The following is a 25347-nucleotide window of genomic DNA, read 5'->3' as shown; positions in this document are numbered from 1 at the left end:
GAGGCGTCGGGGACGTCGGACACCTTTTCATTTCACTTCCTTTCGCCGACCGCTGATCGCGAAATGCTGCCGAAGATTTCCCACTGACCTGTCGACCGCCGCTTGTGTGCTTTCCGGGGAGCGGCCGGCGTAATGGGACGTCAGCACGACGTTGCGCAGATTTCGCAGGACGTCGGGCACGGCCGGCTCGCCTTCCAGGACATCGAGGGCCGCACCCGCCGTCTCTCCGGTGCGCAGGCATTCCGTGAGCGCCTGGGTGTCCACGAGGTCGCCTCGCGAGACATTGACGAGGTATCCGCCCGGTCCGAGTGCCCGAAGTACGCGTCGGTCGACGATGTGCCGCGTAGCGGTGGTGGACGGGGCGGACACCAGGAGGAAGTCCGACCAGTGGGCCAATGCCTCGACGGTGTCGGCGTACGCGTAATCGGAATCGGTCCGTGGCGTCCGGTTGTGGTAGGACACGTCCATGCCGAAGCCGAGGGCGGCCCGCCGGGCGACCTCGGTACCGATCGCGCCGAGGCCGATCACCCCGAGTCGCTTGCCCGCGATGCCGGGAGGCACCAGGCGTCGCCACTCGCCGCGCCGGATGGCCGAGTCCGCGGCCGGGATCTCGCGGACCACCGCGAGGAGCAGCCCCATCGCGTGGTCGGCGACCGTCGGCGCGTTCAGTCCCGTGTTCGCCAGCACGGAAATCGAGCGGGCTGCGGCTGCGTCCCGGTCGATCGTCTCCACTCCGGAACCGAGAGCGCAGATGATTTCGAGGGACGGAAGTCGCTGGATGTCCGACGCCTCTATTTTTATGGTGCCGCGGGTGATGATCGCCCGAATCCCCGCGCCTCGGGATTCGATGGCGGCAGTGAATTCAGGCCTGTTCCGGCAGTACAGCAGGGGAATGTCGTGCCGGGAGAAAAGCGGGCGGTACTCGTCGGCCGCCTCGATCAACGCGACGGTTGCGGGAAAGCCGTCAGCCACTCCGTGCCTCCTGGGTGATGTGGACTCCGCGGAGCGGCCCCGGCCGGGTCACTCGGCGGTGGTCTGGTGCTGGGCGTGCCGGCGTTGGGCGTCCAGGACGTCCGGCATGTGCCGTTCGAGGTGTTCGATGAGGTCGTAGAGCTTGGCGGCGGTTTCCGTGCCGAGCGCGGTGAGGCGGTACTCGACGTGGTGGGGCATGACGGCGAGGACCCGGCGGTCCACGAAGCCGTCGCGTTCGAGGCTCTGGAGGGTCTGCGCGAGCATCTTGTCGCTGATGTTCCCGATGCGGCGGCGAAGTGTGTTGAAGCGGACCGGCCCCTCCCGCAGTGCCGCCATGGTCAGGGCACCCCACCGTCCGGTCAGGTGGGCCAGGACCGGACGTGAGGGACAGCCGTGGTCGAACACGTCGAAGGCAGGCGTCCGCTCGGCGGCGTCATGGTTCTCGGCGCGCGGGGTGGTCGCGGGTGGGCGCTGAGTACTCATGCGGGGAGCTTACTTTACGAGGGCACTTTCAAAAAGTTGGCGCTTTCGTTTTCACCGTGTACGTTGGCGAGCCCGGCACCGCGTTCCCCGCGGTCGCCCCATGGGCCGGGGAAGGCGACAGAAAGTCGATCATGTACGTCACTCCCACCCCGCTGGCCGCCTACCGGGACCTCGTCGCACTCGACGTGCCCTTCCGTCCAGGCGCCCCGGCCGCCCAGGATCCCGCGGGCACGGTCCGCGCGCTCCTGGCGGACCTGGTGGCCGACGGCACCGCGGCGGCGGCCGGGCTGACCGCGGCCGCCATCGCCTCCCGGGCCCCCGACGCCGTGACGGCACGGCGGCTGCTGGCGTCCCTCCTGACGGTGCGTCCGGCCCGTGCGTGGTCCCCGGAAGTGCTTGCCCGCACCGACGGGCTGCTCGCCGCGGAGGCAGCGGACCGGCCGGTCGTGGAACCGGCCGCCCTGCCGCTCATCGGGGCCGCCCATCCCCACAGCGAGTACCCCGCGGCCGACCGGACCGCGCTGTGGCGGGGCGACATCACCAAGCTCGGCGTCGACGCGGTCGTCAATGCCGCCAACGACCGCCTGCTGGGCTGCTTCGTCCCCGGGCACCACTGCGTCGACAACGCACTGCACTCCGCGGCCGGCCCCCGCCTGCGCGAGGACTGCGCGCGGATCATGGCCCTTCTGGGCACGAGCGAGACCACCGGCACCGCCAAGATCACCCGTGGCTACCACCTGCCGGCCCGGTACGTCCTGCACACCGTCGGGCCCATCGTCCGGGGCGAACCGGGCCGGGCCGAGGCCCAGTTGCTCGCCCGCTCCTACCTCTCGTGTCTGGACCTCGCGGCCGAGGCGGGCGCCCGCACCCTGGCCTTCTGCTCGGTCTCCACCGGGGTCTTCGGCTATCCCGGTCCCGCCGCCGCGCGGATCGCGCTGGAGACGGTGGCCACCTGGTCGCAGGCCCACCCGAACGGCCTCGACCTCGTGGTCTTCGACGTCTTCGCAGAGGCCGACCACGCCACGTACACCCGGATCCTGAAGGACTGGTGACCGCCATGCCCCACCCCGCACCACCCACCTCGCCCCTGGAGACCCTGGCCGGCTGGCTGCGTGACGCCGACCGGATCCTCATCGGCGCGGGAGCAGGCCTGACCGCCGCCGCAGGCATCGACTACACCGACACGGAAGCCTTCGCCCGTGTCTTCCCCGCGTTCGCGGCCCGCGGCCTGCGCGCCCAGTACCAGATGATCGGGTTGCCGATGGCGCCCGAACTGCTGTGGGGCTACTGGGCCGTCCACGTCGACTACGTGCGCTACGACCCCCGCCCGAACCCTCTCTACCAGCAGCTTCGCGAACTCGTCGGGGAGAGGGACCACTTCGTGTGGACCTCCAACGTCGACGGCCTCTTCACCCGCAACGGTTTCGCCGCGGACCGGGTCTACACCCCGCAGGGCGACTACGCCCTCTACCAGTGCACCGGTCCGTGCACCCGTCAGGTCTGGGACTTCACACCTGTCATGGAACGCCTCCTGGCCTCCGTTGACCCCGACACCGGCGCGGTGACCGACCCTGCCGCGATCCCGCACTGCCCGCGCTGCGGTGCCGACGTCTTCCTCAATGTCCGCCTCGACGCCTCTTTCATCGACGACCACTTCTCCCCCACCGGTGAGCGCCTCGTCTCCTGGCTGAAGGACACCCCCGACCCCAACCTCGTGGTTCTCGACATCGGCACGGGCTGGAACACACCGGTCGTCGTCCGGAAGCCCATGGAGAACATCGCCATGGCGTTCCCCGCGTCCCGGTTGGCGCGCATCAACCGGGACCATGCGCAGGTGCCCGAGAGGCTCGGCGACAGGGCCGTCTCCCTGTCCGACAACGCCGACACCGTGATCCGCCGGCTCGCTCCTCCGGGCACGTCCGGTACGGCGACGCATGCCCCGTCGGGGCGACAGGCGACGAACCGCCGTCGGTCTTCCGCCCGCTGACGATCGCTGACCGTCGCGAGCGCGCATCGTCCGGCCGCGGCCGGTACCGTCCTGCGCCCACCGCCCGGCCCTGAACATCGGCACGCTCACACCCGGCGCGGGCAGGAGGCGGTGCGGCTGAGCGCGGGAGTGTCTACCAGGCCGGCTGCGTCCTGTAGTAGCGCTGGAAGAAGCCGGCGTTGCCGGGTGCCGCCACGGGGAAGGGCCCGTAGCCGTCGCCGAGTTGCATCGTGGTGGCCCTGTCGGTGCGTGTGGGTGCCCAGGCGGGCAGGCCGTGTCCGTTGGGGTTTCCGCGAGCGGCGAAGTTGACCACGTACGACGAGAGCGTGTCGGCGATGGAACGGTCCTCGTCGGTCCACGCGAGGTCGGCCGTGTAGAGGTTGTCGAAGACGTAGTGGATCTCGGAGCCGTGCGAGGCCGACTGGCCCGGCAGCGCGTGGGTCCAGTAGTAGGTGTAGACGGGATTCCTGGCGCGGCGGAGCCACTGCGCGGCCCACAGCCAGGTGGAGGTGCGTGCGCTGTCCCGGGCCGACGCCTTGAAGGCGGCGACTGCCTCGGCGTCCGTGGTCGCGGGGTAGCGGGAGAGGAACTCGCCGGCCAGGGAGCCGTACTGCCGTGCGGCCGAGGCCCGATAGGCGTCCAGGGTCTCGGTGGTGTTCGCCGCCGCTCCGTTCTCGTCCTTGTTGTTGCCGGTGAGCACCGGCACGTCGTTGATCCTGCCGCGGGTCAGCGTCTCGTCGATGCCTGCCGGGACGACCCAGCCGTCGACGACCGGACGCCACAGAGGCGCCCCCCAGAAGTCGTACATCGGGGCGGTGACGGCGGGATCGGTGGCGCTGTTGGCCGCCACGAGGTCGGCGGTGCTCACGGTGCGCAGTTGGGCGAGGCTGCTCGCCTTCCAGCGTGCCGCGTACTCGGCGCCCGAGTCTTCCGCGTAGGACCGTGTGCGGTAGGAGGTGGGCAGGCAGGCGATCTCGGGGTCGCGCGGGTTCCGTACCCCGCTCTCGGCGACGGCCGCGTGGAACAGCCCCCGGGCGAGGGGCGAGTACAGGAGGAAGGCGACCGATCCGGCACCCGCGGACTGTCCGGCGACGGTGACCCGGTCGGGGTCGCCGCCGAACGCGGCGATGTTGCGCCGCACCCAGCGCAGCGCGGCGATCTGGTCGAGCAGCCCGTAGTTGCCGGAGGAGCCGTGCCCCGACTCCCTGCTCAGCTCGGGCGTGGAGAGGAAACCGAACGTGCCGGTGCGGTAGTTGAAGGTGACGACGACAAGTCCCCTGGCCGCCAGGCCCGACCCGTCGAAGCCGGGGGCGGCGCCGTAACCTCCGGTGAAGCCGCCGCCGTAGATCCACACCAGGACGGGGCGCCGCTGGCCCGAACCGGCGCCCGTGGTCCACACGTTGAGGTTCAGGCAGTCCTCGCTCATCGGCGGAAGACCGGACGCCGGACCTGCCTGCGGGCAGATGTCGCCGAAGGTGTCGGCGGCGCGCACACCCGTCCACGGCCGGGGTGCCCGTGGGCTGCGCCACCTGTTGTCCCCGGCGGTGGACGCGGCGAAGGGGATGCCCTTGTACACGGTGACCGACGGCAGTGCTCCGGCCACCCCGGTGACGAGTCCGGAGTCGGTCCGAACCGGTGCGCTCCGTACGGCATTCCCCTTGGCGGAGGGGGTGGAGGCGAAGGCGGGGGCACGGCCGGCCGCGAGGGCCGCGGCGGTGACGAGGGAACCGGTCACGAAGTTCCGGCGGGTGAAGGGGTGCGCGGGGCGGTTCGGCTGCTGCGGGTGCGGTGGCTGCTCAGCGTGCACGAAGGTCCTCCGATCGCGGGAGATGGAGCGACAGCAAAGTACGCCTGCCGTAACGCCATGACAACAGACGTAACGCGCATACTTCCAGGGCGACGTCGTGGGCCCCCTCGGACAGGTGTGTGCGGCCCACCCCCCTGCCGGGGTGGGCCGCACACACCTGTCCGTTGCGATGCGGACGCCGCGGCTACTTCCTGTGGCCGCTCACCTTGCTGATCCACGCGATGAAGTCACCCGGGTCCGTGTTGGATCCGTGGCCCTGGTCCCAGTACATGAGGGAGTTGACGTCGTCGCCGAGCCCGTGGAGGGCGGCGGCGAGGTTTGCGACGATGACCGGCGAGGAGTCGGTGTCGTTGGTGCCGACCCGCAGCCACCAGTGCCGGGCGCGTCCGGGGTTCTCCCTGCCGATGTGGTACATCGGGTTCATCAGGTTCAACTTCTCGGGAATGTCGCTGTCGAGACGCTTGGCGCCGAGACCCGTGGTGTCGTGCTCAAGGCCGTAGGCGGTGAAGTGCCGCGCCTCGGTGGTGTCCTTGCCGAACTCGTTGTTCTCCCCCGCGGAGAGGTCGAACGCGTCGAACGCGGGAGCGTCCTTCTTGCGGGCGCCCACGTGCGTGACGTAGTCGTCCCAGGTGAAGGTGGCCCGGCCGCCCTTCCAGGTGATGAACGTGTTCTTCGCGAGATAGGTGGTGCGCGCCGAGTCCGACAGGGAGGCCAGGTAGGTGGTGGCCGCCGGCTGGAGGTACGTGGTGAGCAGGTACTGGTCGTAGTTCCGCGCGGTGAGCGCCCCGAAGCCGTTCAGGCCCCGCAGTTTCAGCGCTGCCTGGTGTTCGGCGAAGAGGGTCCTGAGGTCCTTGGAGACCGTCTGGTCGACGCCCTTGCCGGTGGTCTGCGTGACGCTCGTGCCCCAGCAGTACTCGTACGCCCCGTCGGCGTGTTCGAGGTCGGTGATCGGGCACCAGTCGGCGCTGGCGAAGATCGCGTCGCTGGCGTCCGCGGCACCGGCGGCCTTGAGGTACTTGTCGTAGATCCGGCTGTCGCCGGAGGCGCCGAGGAGCGCGGACAGGGCGCCGCCCGCGCTGGTGCCGGTGGAGACGATGCGCTCCGTGTTGCCGGGTATGCGGCCCTTGTTGAAGCGGATGTACCGCACGGCGGCCTTGAGGTCGACGATGGCGGCGGGCGCGGTGCCGTAGTAGTTGCCCGCGGAGTCGGTCAGGGTACGCCCGCGGCAGCCCGGTTCCACGACCACGAAGCCTGCGGCCAGGGCGAGTTGGGGCAGGCTGACGCGACCGCCCGCGGCGTCCGTCATGTCGTTGGCCGAACCGTCGTCACCCGGGCTCGCGCCCGTGGAGGGGAGGCCGCTGGGCGCGCCCGACGCCCCTCCGGCCGGCGGCGCGCCTCCCGACATCTCCATCGTGGCCTGTCCGACACCGGTGGCGTCCTTCACCGTCGCCGGGAAGTAGCCGCCCACCTCGTTCGCGAACACGATGGGCGCGTTGGAGGCGTCCACCGCCTTGCCGTCGATCTCCACGGGCACGCTGACGACGAGAGTCTGGTGGTCGGTGTCGACCGGGCTGGTGACGTACGTGATCGGCGCCCAGAAGTGGTAGACGACGTCCTTCTCGCTGCCGTCCGCCGTGGTGATCGTGATCGTCTTCTTCGTGTACGCCTCCGGGTCGAACGTCAAGGTCCCCGGTCCCGAGGCCGACGTCCCGGTCGACGCCTGCGCCGACAGCGCGATGCCCCCGACCGCCGCGACTCCCGCGGTCGCTCCGATCCCGATCACGACGGACCTGCGCTTAACTGCTCGGTGCTTCACCTGATCCCCTTCGAACAAGGCAACGGCGGCTGCCGCCGTCGGCCGTGGGGGAACCGTCCTCGACCGCCGGAGGCGGAGACCGCCCCGGCGCGAAGGCACGGCCCCTCTCCACCGCTTCCCGACCGTAGGGAGCCGCCCGACAGATCGTCAACAATTTCGTTGACCTCATGCCGGGCGCACAAGGATTCACAGGTCGGCCACAGGCGTACAGCGGAGCAATCACCGCGAACCAGGCACCGCCCGGCGGCTGTTGAGGGCCGCCCCGCCGGCGCACCGGTGCCGGATTCCACCTTCCCGGGGCGGCGGCGCCGACCACACCCGCACCGAACCTGTCACCGGGTGGGGGCCCGCGCGGGCTCCTACACCTCCCCCGGTCGCCGACCCGCGCAACCCACTTCGGCCCGCCGCCCGCCATGCGGACGAGGCCGGGCGTCGAGCCGAGCCATGGCCGACCGTCGCGCACCTTCACCCCAACTCCGTTGCCCGTGAACCGTGTTCGGTGACGCCGGCCGCTCCGGTGTTCGCGCGCGACGACGCAGGGCCGCCACACTCCTTAAGTAATTTCGCAGCACGTAACGCCGTTTACAACTACGTAGTGCGGCGTTATGTTCTCCCCGTCGACCGGATACGGAGGAGCCGCGATGCGGACCACGGAGGACAGCGGCCGGGACGCCAACCGGTCCGAGGAGGGGCAGGCCGTGCGGGCGAGCGAGGTTCCCGTACGGCCAACGGTCGCGGAGGCGCTGGCGGAAGCCCTCGCCGAGCAGGGGTGCGACCGGCTCTTCGGTCTGATGGGCGACGGCAACATGCACCTGTTCACCGCGCTCCCCGCCCACGGCGTGGAGGTCGTCGAGGTGCGGCACGAGAGCGCCGCCGTCGCCATGGCGGAGGGCTACGGCTGGACGTCGTCACACGGCGTCGGGTTCTGCTCGGTCACCCACGGCCCCGGCCTCACCCACACGGCCACCTCTCTCGTGGTCGCCGCCCGCAGCCACTCGCCCCTGGTGATGCTGCTGGCCGAGACGCCCGCCGACTACGAGGGTGCGCAGCGCTTCGACCAGAAGCGGTTCGTCGACGCCTGCGAAGCGCCCTACCGACGGCTGGCGGCCGATGAGGACCCCGCGTCGGCCCTTGCCGAACGGGCATACACGGCACGGGAGTTGCGCCGTCCCGTGGTGCTCGCCGTGGCGGCGGATCTGCTCACGGCTCCCGCCGGCGGGAGCCGTGGCCCGGGTCCCGCACCCGTGGCGCGGCCCGGTGACGCGGACGACCGTTCCGCCGCCGACGCGGTCGTCAAGGCGCTCGACGCGGCGGAACGTCCCGTGCTGATCGCCGGGCGGGGCGCACTCCGCGGCGAGACCGGGGCGCTCATGGTGCGGCTGGCGCAGCGGTACGGTGCGGCGCTGGCGACCACGGTCCCGGCCAAGGGACTCTTCGACGGGCACCCCGCGAACCTGGGCATCTCGGGAGGCCTGTCCCACCGGCGCGCCGAGACCCTGCTCAAGCAGGCGGACGTGGTGCTGGCGGTGGGCGCCGCCCTGGACCGGGGAACCACCTCGTCCATGCGGCTGTTCGGCGGCGCGCGTCTGCTCCAGCTCGTGCACGAGCCGGCGGACGGTCCCCTCCACCCCCAGGTGACCCGCGTGTTCGGCGACGCGGAACGGACGCTGCGGTACTGCCTGTTCGCCCCCGGACGGAACGAAGCCGCGGTCGAGCCGTGGTGCGGCACCGTACCCGCGCCCGCCGACTGCTGGACGGAGGACCTGACCGACTTCGCACCGGTGGTCACCGAGGGCTCCGTCGACCCGCGGCCGGTCCTTGCCACCGTCAGCGACCTGCTGCCGGACGGCGCGGTCGTGGTGATCGGCAACGGGCACAGCTCCGGCTTCGCCGCCACGCTGCTGGAACTCCCGCCCGGCGGCCGGTTCTTCGCCGCGCACGGATTCGGTTCGATCGGCCAGGCGCTGACGTCCGCGGTCGGCGCTGCGCTGGGGGCCGGGGGACGCAAGGTCGTCGTGGTGGAGGGCGACGCGGCGTTCATGATGCACCTCCAGGAGGTGGAGACGGCCGCGCGCTCCGGCGCCGACCTGACCGTGTTCGTCCTCAACGACCAGGCGCTGGGCACCGAGTACCAGCGCCTGCACGCGGAGGGCGGACCGGCGGAACTGGCTGCCGTCGCCACTCCCGACCTGGCCGCCGTGGCCACCGCCCTCGGCGCGCGCGGCAGTCTCCTCGCCGACACGGCCGCCGCGGCGGGCGTGGCGCGGGCCGCCCTGGCGCCCGGACTCGCGGTGGTCGACGTCCGTACCCAACGCGGCGTGCTCAGCCGCCACATGCGCTGGATCCGGCGTGCCCGGCCCGGCACGGTCATGGACTGACCGCCCGCGTTTCCGGCTGCCGGCCTGCCCGGCCGGTACCGCAGCCGTCTGCCCCTGTTCGCCAGGTACTCCCGAAGGAGCCGCACCGTGTCCGGTCCGAAGTCCATGTCCGTCAAGTTGGCCGGGGAGTGCATGGTCACCCGGCCCTTCTCCTCCGGTGACGAGCCGGAGTTCACACAGGTCCTCGAAGGGCTGCGGTCGTCCGACGTGACGTACGCGCACGTGGAGACCAACTTCGGCGAGTACGCCGAGGTCGGCGCGCCGGCCCGCAGCGACTCCCTGGGCAGTTACTTCCTCACCGACCCGCGCGCCGCCCACGACCTGCGCCGGGCGGGCGTCGACCTCGCCTCCCTCGCCAACAACCACAGCTTCGACTTCGGCGCACCCGGCATCCTGTCGACGATGCGTCACTGCGACGCGGCCGGCATCGCCCACGCCGGTACCGGTCGCGACCTGGAAGAGGCGAGGGAACCCGCCTACCTGGAAACCCGCAAGGGGCGCGTCGCTCTGGTCTCCGTCAGCTCCGGCAACAGCGCGCACGAATGGGCCACTCCGCCCAAGGCCACGCTGCCCGGCCGCACGGGCGTCAACCCGCTGCGAACCACGATGAGTTACGTGGTCCCGGAGGCGGACGCCCGCCGGCTCAAGGAGATCTGGGCGAACCTCGGCATCCCGCTCCAGCGCGGCGGAGGCGTCGCCCAGCCCACCGGACCGGAGTTCCAGCTCCCGATGCCGGGAAGCACCTGGGGCGCCAACCGCTTCGTCACCGGCGACCACCACGAGATCCGGTCCGCCCTCCACCGCTTCGACCTCGCCGGCAACCTGCGCTCGGTGGGCGAGGCGGCCACCATGGCCGATCTGGTCCTGGTCGCCCACCACTTCAGCAACTCCGAGGGCACCCGGGGCGACGTTCCGCCCGGCTTCGTGCGGGAGTTCGCGCATGCCTGCATCGACGAGGGCGCCGACATCTACGTCGGGCACGGCTGGCACAAGACGCTCGGCATCGAGATCTACAAGGGCCGGCCGATCGTCTACGGCATCGGCAACTTCTTCGCCCAGTCCGAGTTCGCCCGCCGCGTACCCTTCGACGGCTACGAGAGCTGGGGCCACGACGTCGAGAACCTCCCCGCGCTCACCCCCGCCAGCCACCCCCTGCACCCGGGCTACAGCGCACACAGCGCGACCTGGTGGAGCTCGGCCGTACTCGACGTGCGGATGGAGGGCGGGGAGCTGCGGGAGATCAGGTTCCAGCCGGTCGAACTCGGCCGCGAGGTCGGCGGTGACGCCACCCTGCGCCGCGGTGTCGGCTCCGGCGCCCGCCCGCTCACGGACGGCCGCCCCTTCGCCGCCACCGGCACCGACGCCGAACGCGTCCTTGAGCGCTACCGCGAACTGTCCTCGCTCTTCGGCACGGACATCCGGATCGACGGCGACACCGCCGTCCTCAAGTGAGGGTTCCGTCCTCGCAGTTGTCCGGCCACCGTGCACGCGGGTGGCGCCGAGCCACGAACTGCACACATTCCAAAGAGACTTGAGCACCCCCACCTGAAACGCGCGCCGACGGGACCAGGGCCGAACCGGACCCCGCCGACCGCGACAGGTCACCGACCGGTCACCGACGACATGGAGGCCCCGTGGCAGAACTGCGTCCCAGGGACGGGGGCGGAAGCCGTCCGCCGATGTGGACCGTGTGGTCCCTCGAACGTGCGGAGAAGGTCGACCGCATGCACCGGCGGGTCACCGACGAGGGCTTTCGCGGCCTGTCCGGGGCCCCCGCCCCGGACAGCCCGGCCCCTCCCCCGGCGCTTCCGGCCGACGGGTCGGAACCGGCCCGCCACGCGCTCCTCGCGTTCCTGGACAGCCTCCCCGTACGACAGGCGGCCACCGTCCGCTTCCCGATGGAGCACGAGAGCCGCCGGCACTGGATGAACGGCAGCCGTTTCTACGGGCGCCACGGCCAGTGCCTGGAGGACCTCGACCACTCCCGCCGGGCGCTGGCGCTGAGCGTGGTGGCGGCGTCGCTCGGCACGGAGGGGTACCGGCAGCTCGTGGACGTGATGCGGCTCAACCGCACCATCGGGGAGCTGCGGGACGAACTCGACGTACTCAACGAGTGGCTCTACTGGTTCAGCGTCTACGGCTCGCCGGACCGGCCCGGTGCACCGTGGGGCTGGCAGCTCGACGGCCACCACCTCGCCGTCAACTGCGTCGTGGTCGACGGCCGGATGACGCTCACCCCGTCGTTCCTGGGCGCGGAGCCGGTGGTCGCGGAGGGCGGTCGCTACGCGGGAACCAGGGTTTTCGGGCCCGAGGAGGCGGCCGGCGCCGCGCTCTTCTCCGCCCTGAGCGAGGAACAGCGCGCGCGGGCCCGGATCGCCGAGGTCATGCCGCCCGACCTGTTCACCGGCGCCTACCGGGACAACCTCCACCTGGAGCGGGCGGGGTTGTGCCTGGCGGACATGTCCCGCGCGCAACGGGAGTCCGCGTACGACCTGATCGACCTCTACGTCGACCGGGCGCCGCGGGACCAGGCCGCCGTGCGCCGGGCGGACGTACGCGCGCACGGGGCACTGACCTCGTTCGCGTTCGTCGGCGACGGCGGGCCCGGCGGCGCCTTCTACTACCGCGTGCACAGTCCCGTGGTGCTCATCGAGTTCGAGCACATGGCGAGCGTGATGTTCGAGGTCGACGAGCCCTGGCGCAACCACGTCCACACGGTGGTCCGCACCCCGAACGGCGGGGACTACGGCGTCGACCTGTTGCGGCGTCACCACGCGTCGCACCACGACGGCAGCGGCCCCGGGACTCGGGGCGGCCCGCCGGGCGCGGCCGGCTGATGTGCCGCCCGGCGGGTGTGCCGGGAGCAGTGCCGCCCGTGCCGCCCGTGCCGCCCGGCGGTCGGTACGGGCAGGACACCCGTTCAGTGCACCCGTTCAGAGCTGTGGCACGAACAGCGCCTCGACGTCCGGGAGTTCCGGGACAAGGCCCTGGCGCACCGCGTACCGGGCGGCCAGGGCGACGGTGGGAAGGACGGCGGCGCGGCCGTGGACGAGGCCCGAGGGCAGGGCCGGCCCGCCCGTGCCCGGCGACCGGGTGGCGTCGATGCCCTCGCCCACCAGGGCCACGACCTCCGCGATCAGGGCCGGGCGCTCCGCCGCGAACGTCTCGGTGGTGACCAGCAGGTGGTTGACGGGAACGACACCGTGCCGTGCGTGCCAGGCACGCGCGGCGCCAGCGGGGTCCTCGACAAGGGTGGACAGGCCGGCGCCGTCTCCACGGCCGGGCACGGCGGCGACGACTCCGCCGTCGAGGAGTTCCTCCCGCAGGGTGCGGGAGGTGCGCCGGGTGAAGGGCGGGTCCTGGTACTCGGGGACGTGCGAACCCTCGGTGGTCACCCAGGTGACGTCCTCGGGGCGGATGCCGTGCTCCTCCTCCAGGAAGGCGCGCACCCACAGTCCGGTGGTCTGGCTGTAGGAGCGCACCCCTACGCGTCGCCCTCTCAGTCCGGCCGGGCCGCCGGGCGGGGCCGCCGGCGAGACGACGACGCTGCCGTGGTGGAACCCGCCTCCGATCACCACGGGAAGCAGCAGGAGTTGACGCCCTGCCGCTCGGGCCTGGAGAAAGGCGCCCACCGCCATCTCGCAGATGTCGTACCGGGCGTCCGCGATCATCTGTGCGAACGCCCGGTGGAGGGGGCTGACCGACGGAAAGACGGTGAGCGTGCCGTCCAGGCTGCGCACCGAGCGGAGCACGGCCGTGTGCGGGCGGTCGCTGACCACGATGCTGACGGGATGTGCGGCCATGACAGCGATCACCTCTGCGACGTGGACGACAGGCATCGTGCTCCGTGCGGCGACAGTAAGAAGCATTTCACACACCGTCAACATGTTGCGCAGGGGGAAATTTTGGCCGTCCCCATGCGCATTCCGCACGGCACGGGACTGCTTCTTTCGTCTTGCGTAAGCCATTGACACTGGCAGAAATGAGTTCTTCAATCGTCGCGTCCGTGACCGACGTCACCGGGACCCGGCGCCGGTCCGGCCAGCATCTTCCGACGATCCGAGGAGCGGACGTGAGAGCCGATTCCCAGCGCTTGCCGTCGGGCGAGTCCCGCATCGCCCTGTTCATAACGATCCTTGCCTTCTCCGACTTCACCGGCGGCTTCCTGCTCGGGGTCGTCCCCTCCGCGACCCCGGCCGTGGGCCGGATGCTCGACGTCTCGGCAGCGGACCTCAACTGGTCCAGCGCGGCACACCTGTTGGCCGCCGGCGTGGGCGTGCCGATCATGGCCCGGCTGGGAGACATGTACGGCCACCGGCTGCTGCTGCGCATCGCCCTGCTGTCGTCCCTGACCGGAGCCGCGCTGTGCGCCCTGGCACCCGGCTTCGGCGTCTTCCTCGTCGGCCGCATGCTGGAGGGCGCGGTCGCCGCGATCACTCCGCTCGCCGCGGGGATCGCCCGCGACCGGCTGGAGGGGCAGCGGATGCGCCGGGCCCTGTCCTCCCTCTTCGTCGGACTGACGGCGGGCAGCGCGGTCGGCCTGCTCGCGGCGGCGGAGATCTTCGACGCCACCAGCAACCCGCGGGTCGCCCTGTGGATGCCGGCCATCGGCTTCGCGCTCGCCCTGGTCCTGCTGTTCACCGCCGTCCCCGAGACGGTCGACCGCGCACGGGTACGCCCGGACTGGGCCGGCTACCTCACCATCGGCGTCGGCCTCGCGGCGCTGCTGCTCGGTATATCGAAGGGTGCTCTCTGGGGCTGGACCAGCGCCGCCACCCTCGGCTGCATCATCGGCGGCGGCGCGGTGCTCGTGGTCTGGGCGCGGATCGAACTGGCGGTGCAGGACCCGATGGTGGACGTACGGGCCGCGGTGAAACGCCAGGTGCTTCCCTTCTACCTGGCCGCTGCCACCTTCGGCTGCGCCTACTTCGGGGCCCAGACCGCGACCAGTCTCTTCATGGCCGCCTCCGCCGACTCGGTCGGCTACGGATTCCAACTCGACTCCACCCACCTCGCGCTCGCCCTGCTGCCCACGTCGGTGGTCGGGATGGCCGGCGCCATGTGCGTGGCACCGCTGGCCGCCCGCGTCGGCCACAAACGCATGCTCTACACCGGCACCGCGGCCATCACCGTCGGCTACGTCCTGATGGCGACCCTCCACGCGAACCTCACCGAGTTCCTCGTCGGCGGATGCGTCTGCCAGTACGGGCTGGGCCTCACCTTCGGGTCGCTGACGCTGGTCCTGGCGGAGCGCTCCGCCCGCTCGCACACCGGGATCGCCACCGGACTGGTCAGCACCATGCGCAACATCGGCGGCAGCGCCTCGGGCGCGGGCTTCTCCGCCGTGCTGTCCGCCATCACCGTGGCCCACACCGACGTCCCGCGCGAGTCCGCCTTCGTCGTCGTCTGGCTGGTCTGCGGGCTGGGGGCGGTCGTCACCGGCCTGATCGTGGCCACCGCCCGCGAGCGCCGGCACGCGGAGAACCAGGTGCTGCCTCCCGTCCCCCAGGAGGTCGCGGGCGACGGCGCGGCCTGACCGGCCGCCGTAGCCCCTGGAGCCGAGTTCCCGCGCGACCCCGGTTTCGGCCACGGGCGCTCGCCGGGACTCGGCGACTCGTTAAGCTGGCGCGGCCGTTCTTTCGCGGAGCGAAACGAGGCGGCGCACGCGCGGAAGCAGGAGGACACATGACCGCCAGGGCGAAGGCAGACCCACCGCAGCAGTCGACCACCGGCGAGGGCGACCGGCCCGACTACTACATCGCCGCGGTCGGCCGAGCGCTGGCGATCCTGGACGCCTTCTCCCCGCAGCGTCCCGAACTGGCCCTGCGGGACATGGCCGCCGCGGCCGACGTCAGCCAGCCCAGCGCGCTGCGCATCGGCTACACCCTCGTGCAGGACGGCTTCCTGGTCCGCAACCCGCTGACCAAGGGGTACCGCCTCGGGCCGAAGGCCATCTCGGTGGGCATGGCCACCCTCAACTCCCTGGCCCTGCCCGAGATCGCCGAGCCGTACCTCGTCGATCTGCGCGACCGGACCGGGGAAACGGTCAAGCTCGCCATCCACCACGGCACCACCGTGGTCTTCGTCTCCCGCGTCCCTTCCCTGACGCACCCGGCGGGCACCCACTACATCGGCTCCTCGCTGCCCGTGCACGCCTCCGGTCTGGGCCGGGCCATCCTCGCCCACCTCCCCGAGGAGACGGCGCTGCGGCTGATCGAGGAGTCCGCCGAGGCCCGCATCACCTCCCGGACCCTGACCAAGGCGCAGGCCCGCAAGGATCTCGCCCTCGTCCGCGAGCGCGGTTACGCCGTCAACGACCAGGCGACCAGCCTGGAGAACCGGGCCGTCGCCGCTCCGCTGCTCGACGCGAACGGCCGCCCCGCGGGCGCCGTGAACCTCTCCATGTCCGTGCAGCGGATCACCATGGCCGAGATGGAGCGGACCATGGCTCCCCTGGTCGTGGAGACCGCCCGCGCCATCAGCGCCGTCCTGCCGCCCAACGTCCAGGGTGCCGGCTGGTCGTGACCGTGCGGGCGCAGGCCGGTCCCGCCGGTCCTCGCGCGCCGGGTCAGGACCAGCCCCTGCCCTGGACGTCCGGCGGCAGCACCGCGCTGATCGCCTCCGCGTCCGCGACCACCTCGGGGGCCAGCGTCGCCTCCATCTCCTTCGCGGACATCCGGTGGGCGGAGACCGACAGGTTGACCGCGCCCACCACCGCCCCGTCCGGACCGACGAGCGGAGCGGCCACGGAGCGGTGCTCCAGCGAGGTGCCCTGATCGTTCACGGCGTAGCCGCGCTCCCTGATCCGGGGCAGCTCCGCCAGCACCGCTTCCCTGCTGGGGGCCCGTGCGGTGAGTTGCGCCTCGGCGGACTCCGCGACCAGGCGCTCGGCATCGTCCTCGGGGAGCCGCGCCAGGATGGCCCGCCCCAACGACGTTGCGTGGATGGGCAGTCGGGTACCGATGTGATGCGCCGAGGAGGGGTGCTGCAACGAGGGGACGCGGGAGACGAAGACGACGGTGGCGCCGTGGTGGATGGCGAGCTTGACCGTTTCCCCGGTCCGGTCGCGCAGGTCGACGAGGTACGGCTCGGCGATCTCGGGCAGGGTCATCGACCCCAGTGTCGCCATGCCCACCGAGATGGCCTTCGGCCCGAGGCGGTACCCCTTGGTCAGGGGGTTGCGGACCAGGAAGCCCTCTCGCACGAGGGTGTAGCCGATGCGCAGCGCGCTCGGCTGGGTCACGTCGGCCGCGGCGGCCACGTCCCGCAGGGCCAGTTCGGGACGCTCCGGGGAGAAGGCGTCCAGAACGGCCAGCGCGCGGCCGATCGCCGCGATGTAGTACCCGGGCCTGCCCCCCTCCGCGGACGCGCCGGGGGAATCGTCGACGGCTCCGGTCGCCTCCTCTTCGGCGGCGTCCGGTTCGGGCACGCTCTCCGCTGCGCGACGGACCACGGGTCTCCTTCCGGCCGACAGGCCGCTCCTCGGGTCCACCGGCTGCCGTGCCGGCCCGGCCCGGCCCGACCACAAGAGCCGCGTACCGGGCCGACGGCCGGGGACGCGCTGAAGGAAGCCTCTCATATTTCGTCCAGCGAAAGGCTATGTTTTTCTACTGGAGGGAACCGAGACCGGCGGGGCGGCCGCATCGGCGGCACGCCGCACCGGGATTTCCCGGACGAGCCCGCTCGCGTGCCGCGGCCCCGGCCGCCCCGGACCCGTTCGCCGGTCCCCTGGACCCAACCCCCCTTCCGATCAGCGGAGTTGACCAGGGCTCGCGGGCTTCCCGCACTCCGGGCGCGGGAAGCCCGGTGCGGGCGCCCCGCCCCGCCGGTGGCCGGTCCGCCGGCGGGGCACCGATGCCTCAGAAGGCCGTCGTCTGCGACTCCAAGTAGGCCTTCAGGAAAGCGAACTTCGCCGGGGAGTCGGCCGAGTCGATGGTCTTCGTCGGCGCGCCCAGCTCCAGGGTGACCGCCCTGCTCGTGCGCAGGGCGGGCCAGGCGGGCAGTCCCCGTCCGTTGGGGTCGCCGTGCGCCGCGAAATTGACCAGGTAGGAGGAGGCCTTGTCGGCGACCTTGTGGTCCGACGAGGTCCAGGGACGGTCGGTGCCGTAGAGGTTGCCGAACATGTAGTTGATCTCGGCTCCGTGGTAGGCGCCCACCGTGCCGGTGCCCACGATCGGGCTGGTGGTGTCGGTCCCGGGCGGCGCCTGGGTGAACCAGTAGGTGAAGACCGAACTGCGGTTGCGGGCAACGGACTTGAACTGGGTGCCCCACAGGAACGTGGAGACCCGCTCCTCGTCGCGGCAGTAGGCGTTGTACTGCGCGGCGGCCTCGGTGTCGGTCGACGCGGGGTACAGCCCCAGGAAGGCCGGCGCCTTGTCGCCGAAGGTCTCGGCGGCGAACTCCCGGTACGCGGCGACGGTCATGGTGAGGGTAGGCGAGGCGCCGTTCTCGTCCTTGTTGTTGCCGGTGAACACCGGGATGTCGGTCTCGGTCCGGGAGGTCATGGCGCCCGTGTAGGTGGTGGGCAGCACGTAACCGTCGAGGACGTTGCCGAAGTCCGTCGCCTCCGCCGGGGCGTCCGCGGCGAACGTCTTCTCCACCAGTTCGGCAGCGCTGATGGCGCGCAGACCGGCCAGGGACGAGACACCGAGGTACTTTTCGTAGGCGGTGCCCACGGCCTCGCAGTCGGCGAGCGGGCTGTAGCCGCCCGCGACGTGGCCGAGCGAGGGGTCCTTGGTGTACTGCACGCCGGCCCACAGGGCGCCGCGGTGGAACAGCCCCCGGGCCAGCTTCGAGATCATCAGGATGTTGACGAACGACGAGCCGTGCGACCACCCGGCGAGTGTCACCCGCCCGGGATCGCCGCCGAACGCGGCGATGTTGTTCCGTATCCACTTCAGGCACGCGACGGTGTCCTGGGTGCCCCAGTTGCCGGAGCCGTGGCCGGTCTCGGCGCTGAGTTCGGGCAGTGCCAGGCCGCCGAAGGGGCCGACCCGGTGGTTGAACGTGACCACCACGGCACCCTTGTCGGCGAGGCCCGAGCCGTCGTAGATCGGCTGCGACGCCCACATCGCGGAGTCGCGGCCGCCGTAGATCCACACGATCACGGGGCGGCGCTCCTTCGAGGAGGTCGCGCCGGTCCAGATGTTGAGGTTGAGGCAGTCCTCGCTCAGCTCGGGCACCTGGTCGGCGGGGATGCCCGTCACCGGCTGCGGACACGCCGGCCCCCACGAGTCGGCGGCCCGGACGCCCTTCCAGGACGGCGCCGGCTGCGGAGCGCGCCAGCGATTGCGGCCGGCGGTCGAGGCGGCGTAGGGAATCCCCTTGTAGACGCTGACACCGGGCAGCGCGGCGTCGGCCCCGGTCACGAGCCCGGACGTCGTGCGCACGGGCGTCCTCGGGTCGCGGCCCCTGCCGCGACGGCTCGCGCCGCGCGACGCGGCGGCGGCCGGAACGGTACCGAGTTCCGCGAGGACGGCGCCCGCGGCGACGACACCGGCCGTGCCCGCGACCAGCCGTCGGCGGCCAATGCCCGGCCCGGCGAAGGGTGTTCCGTTACGAGGGTCCTGCTCCTCTGAGTTCACGATCTGTCTCCTGGGGACGAACGGCGGGTGGCGACGCGACGGCGGCGCGGACGAGTCCGACCCGCCGTCGGGTCCGGCGGCCCATGCTGGAAGCCCGCCTTCATGACTTCAAGAACCTGACCCAAGCTCACAGGCGTGCCGCCGCACGCTTAACTTGCGCGGCACACACTGGACTTCCTCGCACGAGGCGCTACGCACGGGCGGCACGTACGAGCTGGTACGGCTGGGCACGGCCCAGGTCGCACGAAGGCAAACACCTCATAAAGGCACAAGGCCACAGCCTTCGGTTGCGAGGGGCGTAACTCGATTTCGCCAGACCGTTGACACGTTGATTACGCGAGGGTTACAAAGGCGACACCCGCCCCCCGTTCGTTCAACACCCGAAGCGGCACTGGGACGTTGCCACCCACCTGCCGACACCTCTCCAAGTCACCCGTCCACCATCAGGCGCCCCGCGGAAGGCCGGAAAGGGCAGCGGCCGGGCCCCGGGCCGCCGCCCGCGAAGTCAGGCCGACGACACCGAGGACCGGGGTCCGCGGCCACCGGACGGACACGGGGACCGCCAGGCCGTCAGCGGGGGCGTACAGGAACCGCGCATCCCTCAGCAGAGGAGTTCATCCCATGTCCGTGACCCGAAGAAGTGTCACCCGAGCCCTCGCCGCCACCGTGGGCGGCGCCTCCCTCCTCGGCACCTCGGCCGGCCTGGCCTCGGCGGCACCGGCCGCCGGCGGCGGCGCGACCGCGAGGCGTGCGGACACCGCTCGGCAGACCGACGGCACCGGTCCCGTCGTGCGCCACACCGGCAGGGCGCCCACCGGGTTCGAGGTGACCTTCCGGTACCGCGCCCCGAAGGCCAAGCGGGTCCAGATCAAGGGCGAGTGGTACTTCGAACGCCCGCTCGCCCTCACCCGGCGGCTCACCGACCCCGACCACCTGGTGGAGAGCCCCGGCCTGCTGCCCACCCAGTGGCGGCCCGGCGACGTGCCGATATCGCACCCCAACTCCACCAACCCCAACTGGCACACCGCCGACATGGTCAAGGGCCGCGACGGGATCTGGACGTACACCACCCCGCTGCCCGGCGGCTTCTACACCTACGGCTTCTTCGTCGACGCGGACGCCGACGACACCACCCAGACCGGACAGCTCGCCGACCCCGCCAACCCCGCCTGGAACGTGGTGAACGGTGTCGTCCACGGCACCGCCGTCGACCGCAGCCAGGTCTACGTGCCCTCCGACCCGGACCTCGACCCGTCGGCGGCGTCCTGGCTCGGTCCCGCCAAGGGCGCCCGCGGCAAGCTGAGGCACGTCACCTACAGCTCCCCCGGCCACCTGACCCCGCCCGACGAGAACTACCTCGTCGTCTACACACCGCCGGGCTACGACGCGAAGCGCAAGGCGCCCTACCCCACGCTCTACCTCAGCCACGGCGGCGGCGAGAACGAAATGGGCTGGAGCACCCAGGGCGACCTCGCCAACATCCTGGACAACCTCGTCAACGCCGGCGCGGTGACGCCCATGGTCGTCGTCATGCCGAACGCCACCGGCTACGCCTCGTCCACCGCCGAGCAGTTGCACCGCACCGACCTGATCGAGCGCGTCTTCCCCTGGGTCGAGAAGAACTACAACGTCTCTGCCTCGGCCGCCGACCGCGCCTACTCGGGCCTGTCCGCGGGCGGTATGCGGACCAACTACCTGCTCCTCAACAACACCGAGCAGTTCGGCTACTACGGCATGATGAGCGCCGGCCTGCCCAGCGGCACGACCCTCACCGAGCCCCAGAAGGCCGCCATCAAGAAGGTCTCCGTGTACGTCGGCGCGGGCCGCCAGGACCCGATCAACCAGGGCTACCTCACGCTGCACCGAGGGCCCCTGCGCGAGGTCCGCGACCTCACGGCGGCCGGCATCCACGTGCAGACCGCGTTCGTCGACGGCGGCCACGAGTGGTATGTCTGGCGCCTCCTGCTGCGGGACTTCCTGACCCGCTGCGCGTTCCTGCCACCGACCACGGCCGACACCTCCTGGGGCGCCTGACCCCGAACACGGCCGCCGGGGCGACGAAGACGCCCGAGCCGCCTCGCGCTCCGCGCGTCGCTCCGGCGGCCGCCCGCCCACGCCCCACGCCGCCGAACGACCGCGCGCCGCAGCGTCGTTACCACCGACGGCGCCGCCCACCCCGCCACGACCCGGCACACCGTCCGGCCACTCCCCCGAGGAACAAGGGCCGTTGACGGCGCTCCACCCAACTCCCGAGCACAGCAAGGGGATTCCTCGTGCCCGCCATGCCTCGCCAGAGACTGCTGACCCTCACCGCCGCCTGCGCCCTGGCCACCGCGACCCTGCTGGCCACCACCGCGGCCAGCGCCGACTCCGCCAAGTCCCCCTCCCCCAAAGCCTCCTCGACGGCCCTGGGGCCGACCGTGACGCACACGGGCCAGGGCCCGACGGGCTACCAGGTCACCTTCCGCGTCAAGGACCCGTCCGCGACCTCCATGCGGATCAAGGGCACCTGGTCCTTCGCCTCGACCACCTCGGCGAGCACCGACCCGACCAACGCGTCACCCGTCCGGGCGGCCGACTGGCAGCCCGGCGACTTCCCCCTCCAGTCACCCGACCAGCCCGGCGAGGCGTGGGCGGTGGCGTCCCTGACCAAGGACGCCAAGACCGGTGTGTGGTCGTACACCGTGCCGCTGCCCTCGGGCAGCTTCGACTACCAGTTCTACGCGAACTGCGCCTCGGCCACGCTCAGCGGCTGCACCGCCGAGACGGACCCCGCCAACCCCGCCTGGAACAGCACCGGTTCGGCCGCCGCCTTCAGCCAGGTGTACGTGCCCTCCGACAAGAAGTTCGGCACCACCGACGCCTCCTGGCTCGCCGACGCCCCCGCCGCCAGGCGCGGCAAGCTCGCGGAGGTCACCTACAGCACCGCCAACTCCACCACCGGCAGCCACCAGTTGGCCGTCTACACCCCTCCCGGCTACAACGCGAAGCGGTCCACCCCGTACCCCGTCCTCGTACTCAGCCACGGCGGCGGTGAGAACGAGATCGCCTGGTCCACCCGGGGACGGCTCCAGCAGATCGTCGACAACCTCATAGCCGCCGGCAGGATGCAGCCGGCCATCGTCGTCATGCCGAACGGCTCCGGCCTCTCGGCGGGCAGCTACACCTCCGAGATCACGGACAACGTCCTGCCCTACGTCCAGCAGCACTACGACGTCGCCGACGACTCCGCCGACCGCGCGTTCGCCGGTACCAGCGCCTACGGCACGCAGGCGAACAACTTCCTGTTCAAGGACACCGACGCCTTCGGCTACGTCGGCGCCTGGTCGCCCGCCGCCGGCGCACCCGCCGTGACGGTGACGGGCTCCGGCAACACGCCCGTCGACGACGCGTACAAGACCGCCGCCCTGAAGAAGGTCCTCGGCATCCACCTCGCGATCGGCCAGGAGGACACCGGCGGCAACGCGCCGATGATGACGGCCACCACCGAGCGCGAGGGCCTCATCAACGCCGGTGTCCCCTTCACCTACTACACCGCCGGTGGTGGCCACACCTGGGCCTTCTGGCAGCAGACCCTGTACGACTTCCTCACCCGCGTCGGCTTCCGCGCCACCACCACGACCGTGGCCCAGGGCTCCGGGCGGCTCACCGCGACCGTCGTGGCCGCGACCAGTGAGCCCGCCGCCGCGACCGGCACCGTCCAGTTCGAGGCCGACGGCGTCAGCCTCGGCAAGCCCGTCCGGCTCAGCGGCGGAAAGGCCGTCCTGACCGGCAACGCCTCGGCCTGGTCCGGGAAGACCGTCACCGCCGTCTACAGCGGCGACGCGCTGTACAACACCAGCACCGGCTGACCCGGCGCGCGCGGAGGGCCGGCTCCCGGCACGGACCGGCCGAGCGGCCCTCCCGCCCGCCCGCAGTTCCCCCGCCCCCCTGTTCCCCTCACCTCCGACGAGAGAAAGGGCCCCACCATGCCCTTCCAGCCCAGAAGGCGCGGGGCCGCCTGCGTCCTCGTCACCGCCGCGGCCCTGGCAGCCGCCACGGCCATGAGCGTGCCGGCCCAGGCCGCACCCCCGTCCGTCACGACCAGGGTCACGGCCGAGCACACGAACGACACCGCGGCATCAGGCTCCGTCACGGTCCGCGCCGCCGACTACTACCGGCTCACCGGCTCCACCATCAAGATCACCGAGGCCCGCGCCTACACCCTCACGTTGCGGGCCGCCGCGTCCGCCCAGTGGCGCACCACGAGCGGCAGCGACGTCACCGACTGGTTCGTCAACGCCTCCGGTGATCCCGCCTTCACGGGCGACGCGGCCGTGGCGCACGCCACGCGCAGCCGCGACGGCTCCGGTCTGACCGTCCGTGTGGACGCCTCCGCCATCACCGGCTTCAGCGGCAACGGCCCGACCGCTCTCTACGTTCGGCCGCCGGCCGTCGCCCTGCACGCCGGGAACGGGCACCGCGCCTACACACCGGCGGCCACCCGCGCCGGGTCCTACGTCGTGCCGGAACTCGCCGTCACGAGCGACATCACCGGCAGCGCGTACACGTACGGCAAGAGCACGCTCAAGGAGCACTTCGGCGGGGTGGTGTCCTTCGACAAGAACACCAAGGCCGAACTTGCCCTGAAACTGCCCGGCCTGGACAACGGCAAGATCGACGACAGCCACAGCACCGTCCAACTCGCTTCCGGCGACGGCTACTTCCCCGACGAATACACCCTCGGCGCGGACAGCCTCACCCACTCGTTCAAGCAGGGCCGCACCAGCTACGCGCTCCAACAGGGCGACCTCGCCCTCGACATGCACGGCTATCCCCTGGCGGACACCAACAGCGGCCGTGAGTGGAGCTGCCTCGGCGGTGACGGACAGGGCAACTACACCTTCAACCTCCGGGTAGGCGGCCTCACTTACAACGGGCTGCCCGTCGCCGCGCAGACCTTCCGCGTCCACGTCTCCATCTACGGCTACAACTACACCAGCGACGCGGACGCCCTCTACGGCGACGGTACGCCCGTCCAGGCCGTCATCGCGCCGCTCGCCGACAAGGTCTCCGACCCGCCGTCCCGCTCGGCACGGCCGCGGTGGACGTGGGTCGGCGCGGGCGGCGAGCCCAACCTCGCGGACACCGCGGCCGACGACTTCTACGTCACCTGGCCCCGCGGCGCCGACGCGTCCGCCCTCAAGCCGTCCGACGTGCACCTCACCCTGCACAGCGCGCACGGTGACACCCTCGCCCTGAAGCCGGGCCGGGACTTCACCCTGCACACCGGTGCCGGTGAGTCCCAGGTCGCGGTGACCCTGCAGAACTGGGGGTTCGAGCCCGTCTACTCGTCACTGTCGCTCACCGTCGACGGCAAGCACGTCAAGGGCCTCACCACCGACGACAGGAGCGCCCTGACCACGTCGTACAAGGTGGCGAGCGTCTACGCGTACGAGGCGCAGCAGGGCGGGGGCGGGACCACCGTCGACGGCACGGTCACCGCGTACAGCTTCTACGGGCTCGGCAACCTCACCTCCCCGGCCCAGGTCTTCTCCCCGGTCACCTACACGCTGAGCACCGGCGTCGGCGGCACCACCGAGTACTACGCCCAGGACGCCTCCGGGGCCGCACGGCTGGTGACGAGCGTCGCCGACGCCAAGGTCTTCGACGGCTCCGGCGCGAGCGACCGCGACCTGCGCCTCATCGGCAACACCGTCTACATCACCACCCGCCTGAACCGCACGAGCACCCTGACCGTCGGCGGCACGGCCGTCACCTTCGGCAAGACCTACTCCGGCGGCAAACTCCTCGGTCCCGCCGCTTCCGACCAGGGCCTGACCGCCACCGCCGGTTACGCGATCGACCGGGGTGCCGCGAACTGGGTCAGCCACGAGAAGTGGGCCTGGCAGAGCAGCGTCTCGGTCGGCTGGACGGGTGTCGACATCCAGCCCTACACCGGCAAGTTCGAGTGGACGGTCGCCAAGGGCGCCAGGCAGCGGTTCGTCGCGGACGACCCGTCCGTCACGTGGAGTCTCGTCGGCGCCCACGCGTCGGGCACGGCCATCTCCGCCGACGGCCTGCTGACGGTGGCGGCCGACGAGACCTCCACCACGGTCGCGGTCGTCGCGACCTCCACCAAGGACACGTCGGCCGCGGGCAGAGGAACCGTCAACGTGACCTTCACCGCGGCACCAGGAGCGTGAGCCGTCCCACCGGACGACACCGGTGGAACGGTTGAGCCTCCCCGTGCGGAGCGGGCGTGCCCCCGGCTCGGGGGCACGCCCGCGCCCCCCCGGGGGGGCCCCGCGCACCGGGGCCCGGCCGGGGCGGTGGGCGTT

General features: G+C 71.7%; 17 protein-coding genes. 10 read left to right on the top strand and 7 right to left on the bottom strand.

What is annotated here, in order from left to right; genetic code table 11:
• Positions 1-27: 27 nt before the first annotated feature.
• Entirely contained in the window at positions 28-972 is a 945-nt protein-coding gene (locus tag ACFZA0_RS17370; protein ID WP_391017047.1) for an NAD(P)-dependent oxidoreductase, read from the bottom strand.
• A gap of 48 nt (positions 973-1020) precedes the next feature.
• A complete protein-coding gene (locus ACFZA0_RS17365) occupies positions 1021-1455 on the bottom strand; it encodes a winged helix-turn-helix transcriptional regulator (RefSeq protein WP_391017044.1) in 435 nt (144 codons plus the stop codon).
• A 131-nt stretch (positions 1456-1586) separates the two neighbouring features.
• On the opposite strand from ACFZA0_RS17365, the gene ACFZA0_RS17360 reads away from it, so the two are divergent.
• Positions 1587-2507, top strand: coding sequence for a protein-ADP-ribose hydrolase (locus ACFZA0_RS17360; RefSeq protein ID WP_391017041.1), 921 nt, complete (start codon positions 1587-1589; stop codon positions 2505-2507).
• A 5-nt stretch (positions 2508-2512) separates the two neighbouring features.
• Entirely contained in the window at positions 2513-3442 is a 930-nt protein-coding gene (locus ACFZA0_RS17355) for an NAD-dependent protein deacetylase of SIR2 family (protein WP_391017604.1), read from the top strand.
• Positions 3443-3575: 133 nt separating this feature from the next.
• Here ACFZA0_RS17355 and ACFZA0_RS17350 read toward each other — a convergent pair whose 3' ends face one another.
• Both ACFZA0_RS17350 and ACFZA0_RS17345 read right to left on the bottom strand, forming a co-directional pair.
• Positions 3576-5249, bottom strand: a complete 1674-nt coding sequence (locus ACFZA0_RS17350) for a carboxylesterase family protein (protein WP_391017038.1) — start codon at positions 5247-5249, stop codon at positions 3576-3578.
• Positions 5250-5433: 184 nt separating this feature from the next.
• Positions 5434-7065 carry a subtype B tannase gene (locus tag ACFZA0_RS17345; RefSeq protein WP_391017036.1) on the bottom strand — a complete coding sequence of 544 codons (1632 nt, stop codon included), beginning with the start codon at positions 7063-7065 and terminating at the stop codon, positions 5434-5436.
• Between the two features lie 641 nt (positions 7066-7706).
• Here ACFZA0_RS17345 and ACFZA0_RS17340 point away from each other — a divergent pair.
• From ACFZA0_RS17340 to ACFZA0_RS17330, 3 genes are all read left to right on the top strand, one after another.
• Positions 7707-9443, top strand: coding sequence for a thiamine pyrophosphate-binding protein (locus ACFZA0_RS17340; protein WP_391017033.1), 1737 nt, complete (start codon positions 7707-7709; stop codon positions 9441-9443).
• 87 nt (positions 9444-9530) lie between these two features.
• Positions 9531-10895, top strand: a complete 1365-nt coding sequence (locus tag ACFZA0_RS17335) for a CapA family protein (RefSeq protein ID WP_391017030.1) — start codon at positions 9531-9533, stop codon at positions 10893-10895.
• Between the two features lie 182 nt (positions 10896-11077).
• Positions 11078-12280 (top strand): DUF3500 domain-containing protein, encoded by a 1203-nt coding sequence (locus tag ACFZA0_RS17330; RefSeq protein ID WP_391017027.1) that lies wholly within the window; start codon positions 11078-11080, stop codon positions 12278-12280.
• Between the two features lie 96 nt (positions 12281-12376).
• On the opposite strand, the gene ACFZA0_RS17325 is transcribed toward ACFZA0_RS17330, so the two are convergent.
• Complete coding sequence (locus tag ACFZA0_RS17325) at positions 12377-13246, bottom strand: hypothetical protein (RefSeq protein WP_391017024.1); 870 nt, start codon at positions 13244-13246, stop codon at positions 12377-12379.
• A gap of 269 nt (positions 13247-13515) precedes the next feature.
• Here ACFZA0_RS17325 and ACFZA0_RS17320 point away from each other — a divergent pair, with 269 nt between their 5' ends.
• A complete protein-coding gene (locus tag ACFZA0_RS17320) occupies positions 13516-14979 on the top strand; it encodes an MFS transporter (protein ID WP_391017021.1) in 1464 nt (487 codons plus the stop codon).
• 149 nt (positions 14980-15128) lie between these two features.
• Positions 15129-15968, top strand: coding sequence for an IclR family transcriptional regulator C-terminal domain-containing protein (locus ACFZA0_RS17315; protein WP_391017018.1), 840 nt, complete (start codon positions 15129-15131; stop codon positions 15966-15968).
• A gap of 43 nt (positions 15969-16011) precedes the next feature.
• Here the strand turns inward: ACFZA0_RS17315 and ACFZA0_RS17310 are convergent, their stop codons facing one another.
• Both ACFZA0_RS17310 and ACFZA0_RS17305 read right to left on the bottom strand, forming a co-directional pair.
• Complete coding sequence (locus tag ACFZA0_RS17310; protein ID WP_391017016.1) at positions 16012-16896, bottom strand: IclR family transcriptional regulator C-terminal domain-containing protein; 885 nt, start codon at positions 16894-16896, stop codon at positions 16012-16014.
• Positions 16897-17302: 406 nt separating this feature from the next.
• A complete protein-coding gene (locus tag ACFZA0_RS17305; RefSeq protein WP_391017014.1) occupies positions 17303-19027 on the bottom strand; it encodes a carboxylesterase family protein in 1725 nt (574 codons plus the stop codon).
• A 621-nt stretch (positions 19028-19648) separates the two neighbouring features.
• Between ACFZA0_RS17305 and ACFZA0_RS17300 the strand changes: the two genes are divergently transcribed.
• From ACFZA0_RS17300 to ACFZA0_RS17290, 3 genes are all read left to right on the top strand, one after another.
• The gene (locus tag ACFZA0_RS17300; protein WP_391017012.1) at positions 19649-21061 is read left to right on the top strand and encodes an alpha/beta hydrolase-fold protein; all 1413 of its coding nucleotides are present in this window, start codon (positions 19649-19651) and stop codon (positions 21059-21061) included.
• A gap of 248 nt (positions 21062-21309) precedes the next feature.
• The gene (locus ACFZA0_RS17295; RefSeq protein WP_391017009.1) at positions 21310-22878 is read left to right on the top strand and encodes an alpha/beta hydrolase-fold protein; all 1569 of its coding nucleotides are present in this window, start codon (positions 21310-21312) and stop codon (positions 22876-22878) included.
• Positions 22879-22995: 117 nt separating this feature from the next.
• On the top strand, positions 22996-25212 hold the full coding sequence (locus ACFZA0_RS17290; protein WP_391017007.1) for a hypothetical protein: 2217 nt from the start codon (positions 22996-22998) through the stop codon (positions 25210-25212).
• Positions 25213-25347: the final 135 nt, after the last annotated feature.

Origin of the sequence: Streptomyces sp. NPDC008150 (genome assembly GCF_042956945.1) — a bacterium.
GTDB lineage: Bacteria > Actinomycetota > Actinomycetes > Streptomycetales > Streptomycetaceae > Streptomyces.
Note: the sequence above shows the minus strand (reverse complement) of the source record. Positions and strands in the feature narration are given on the sequence as shown.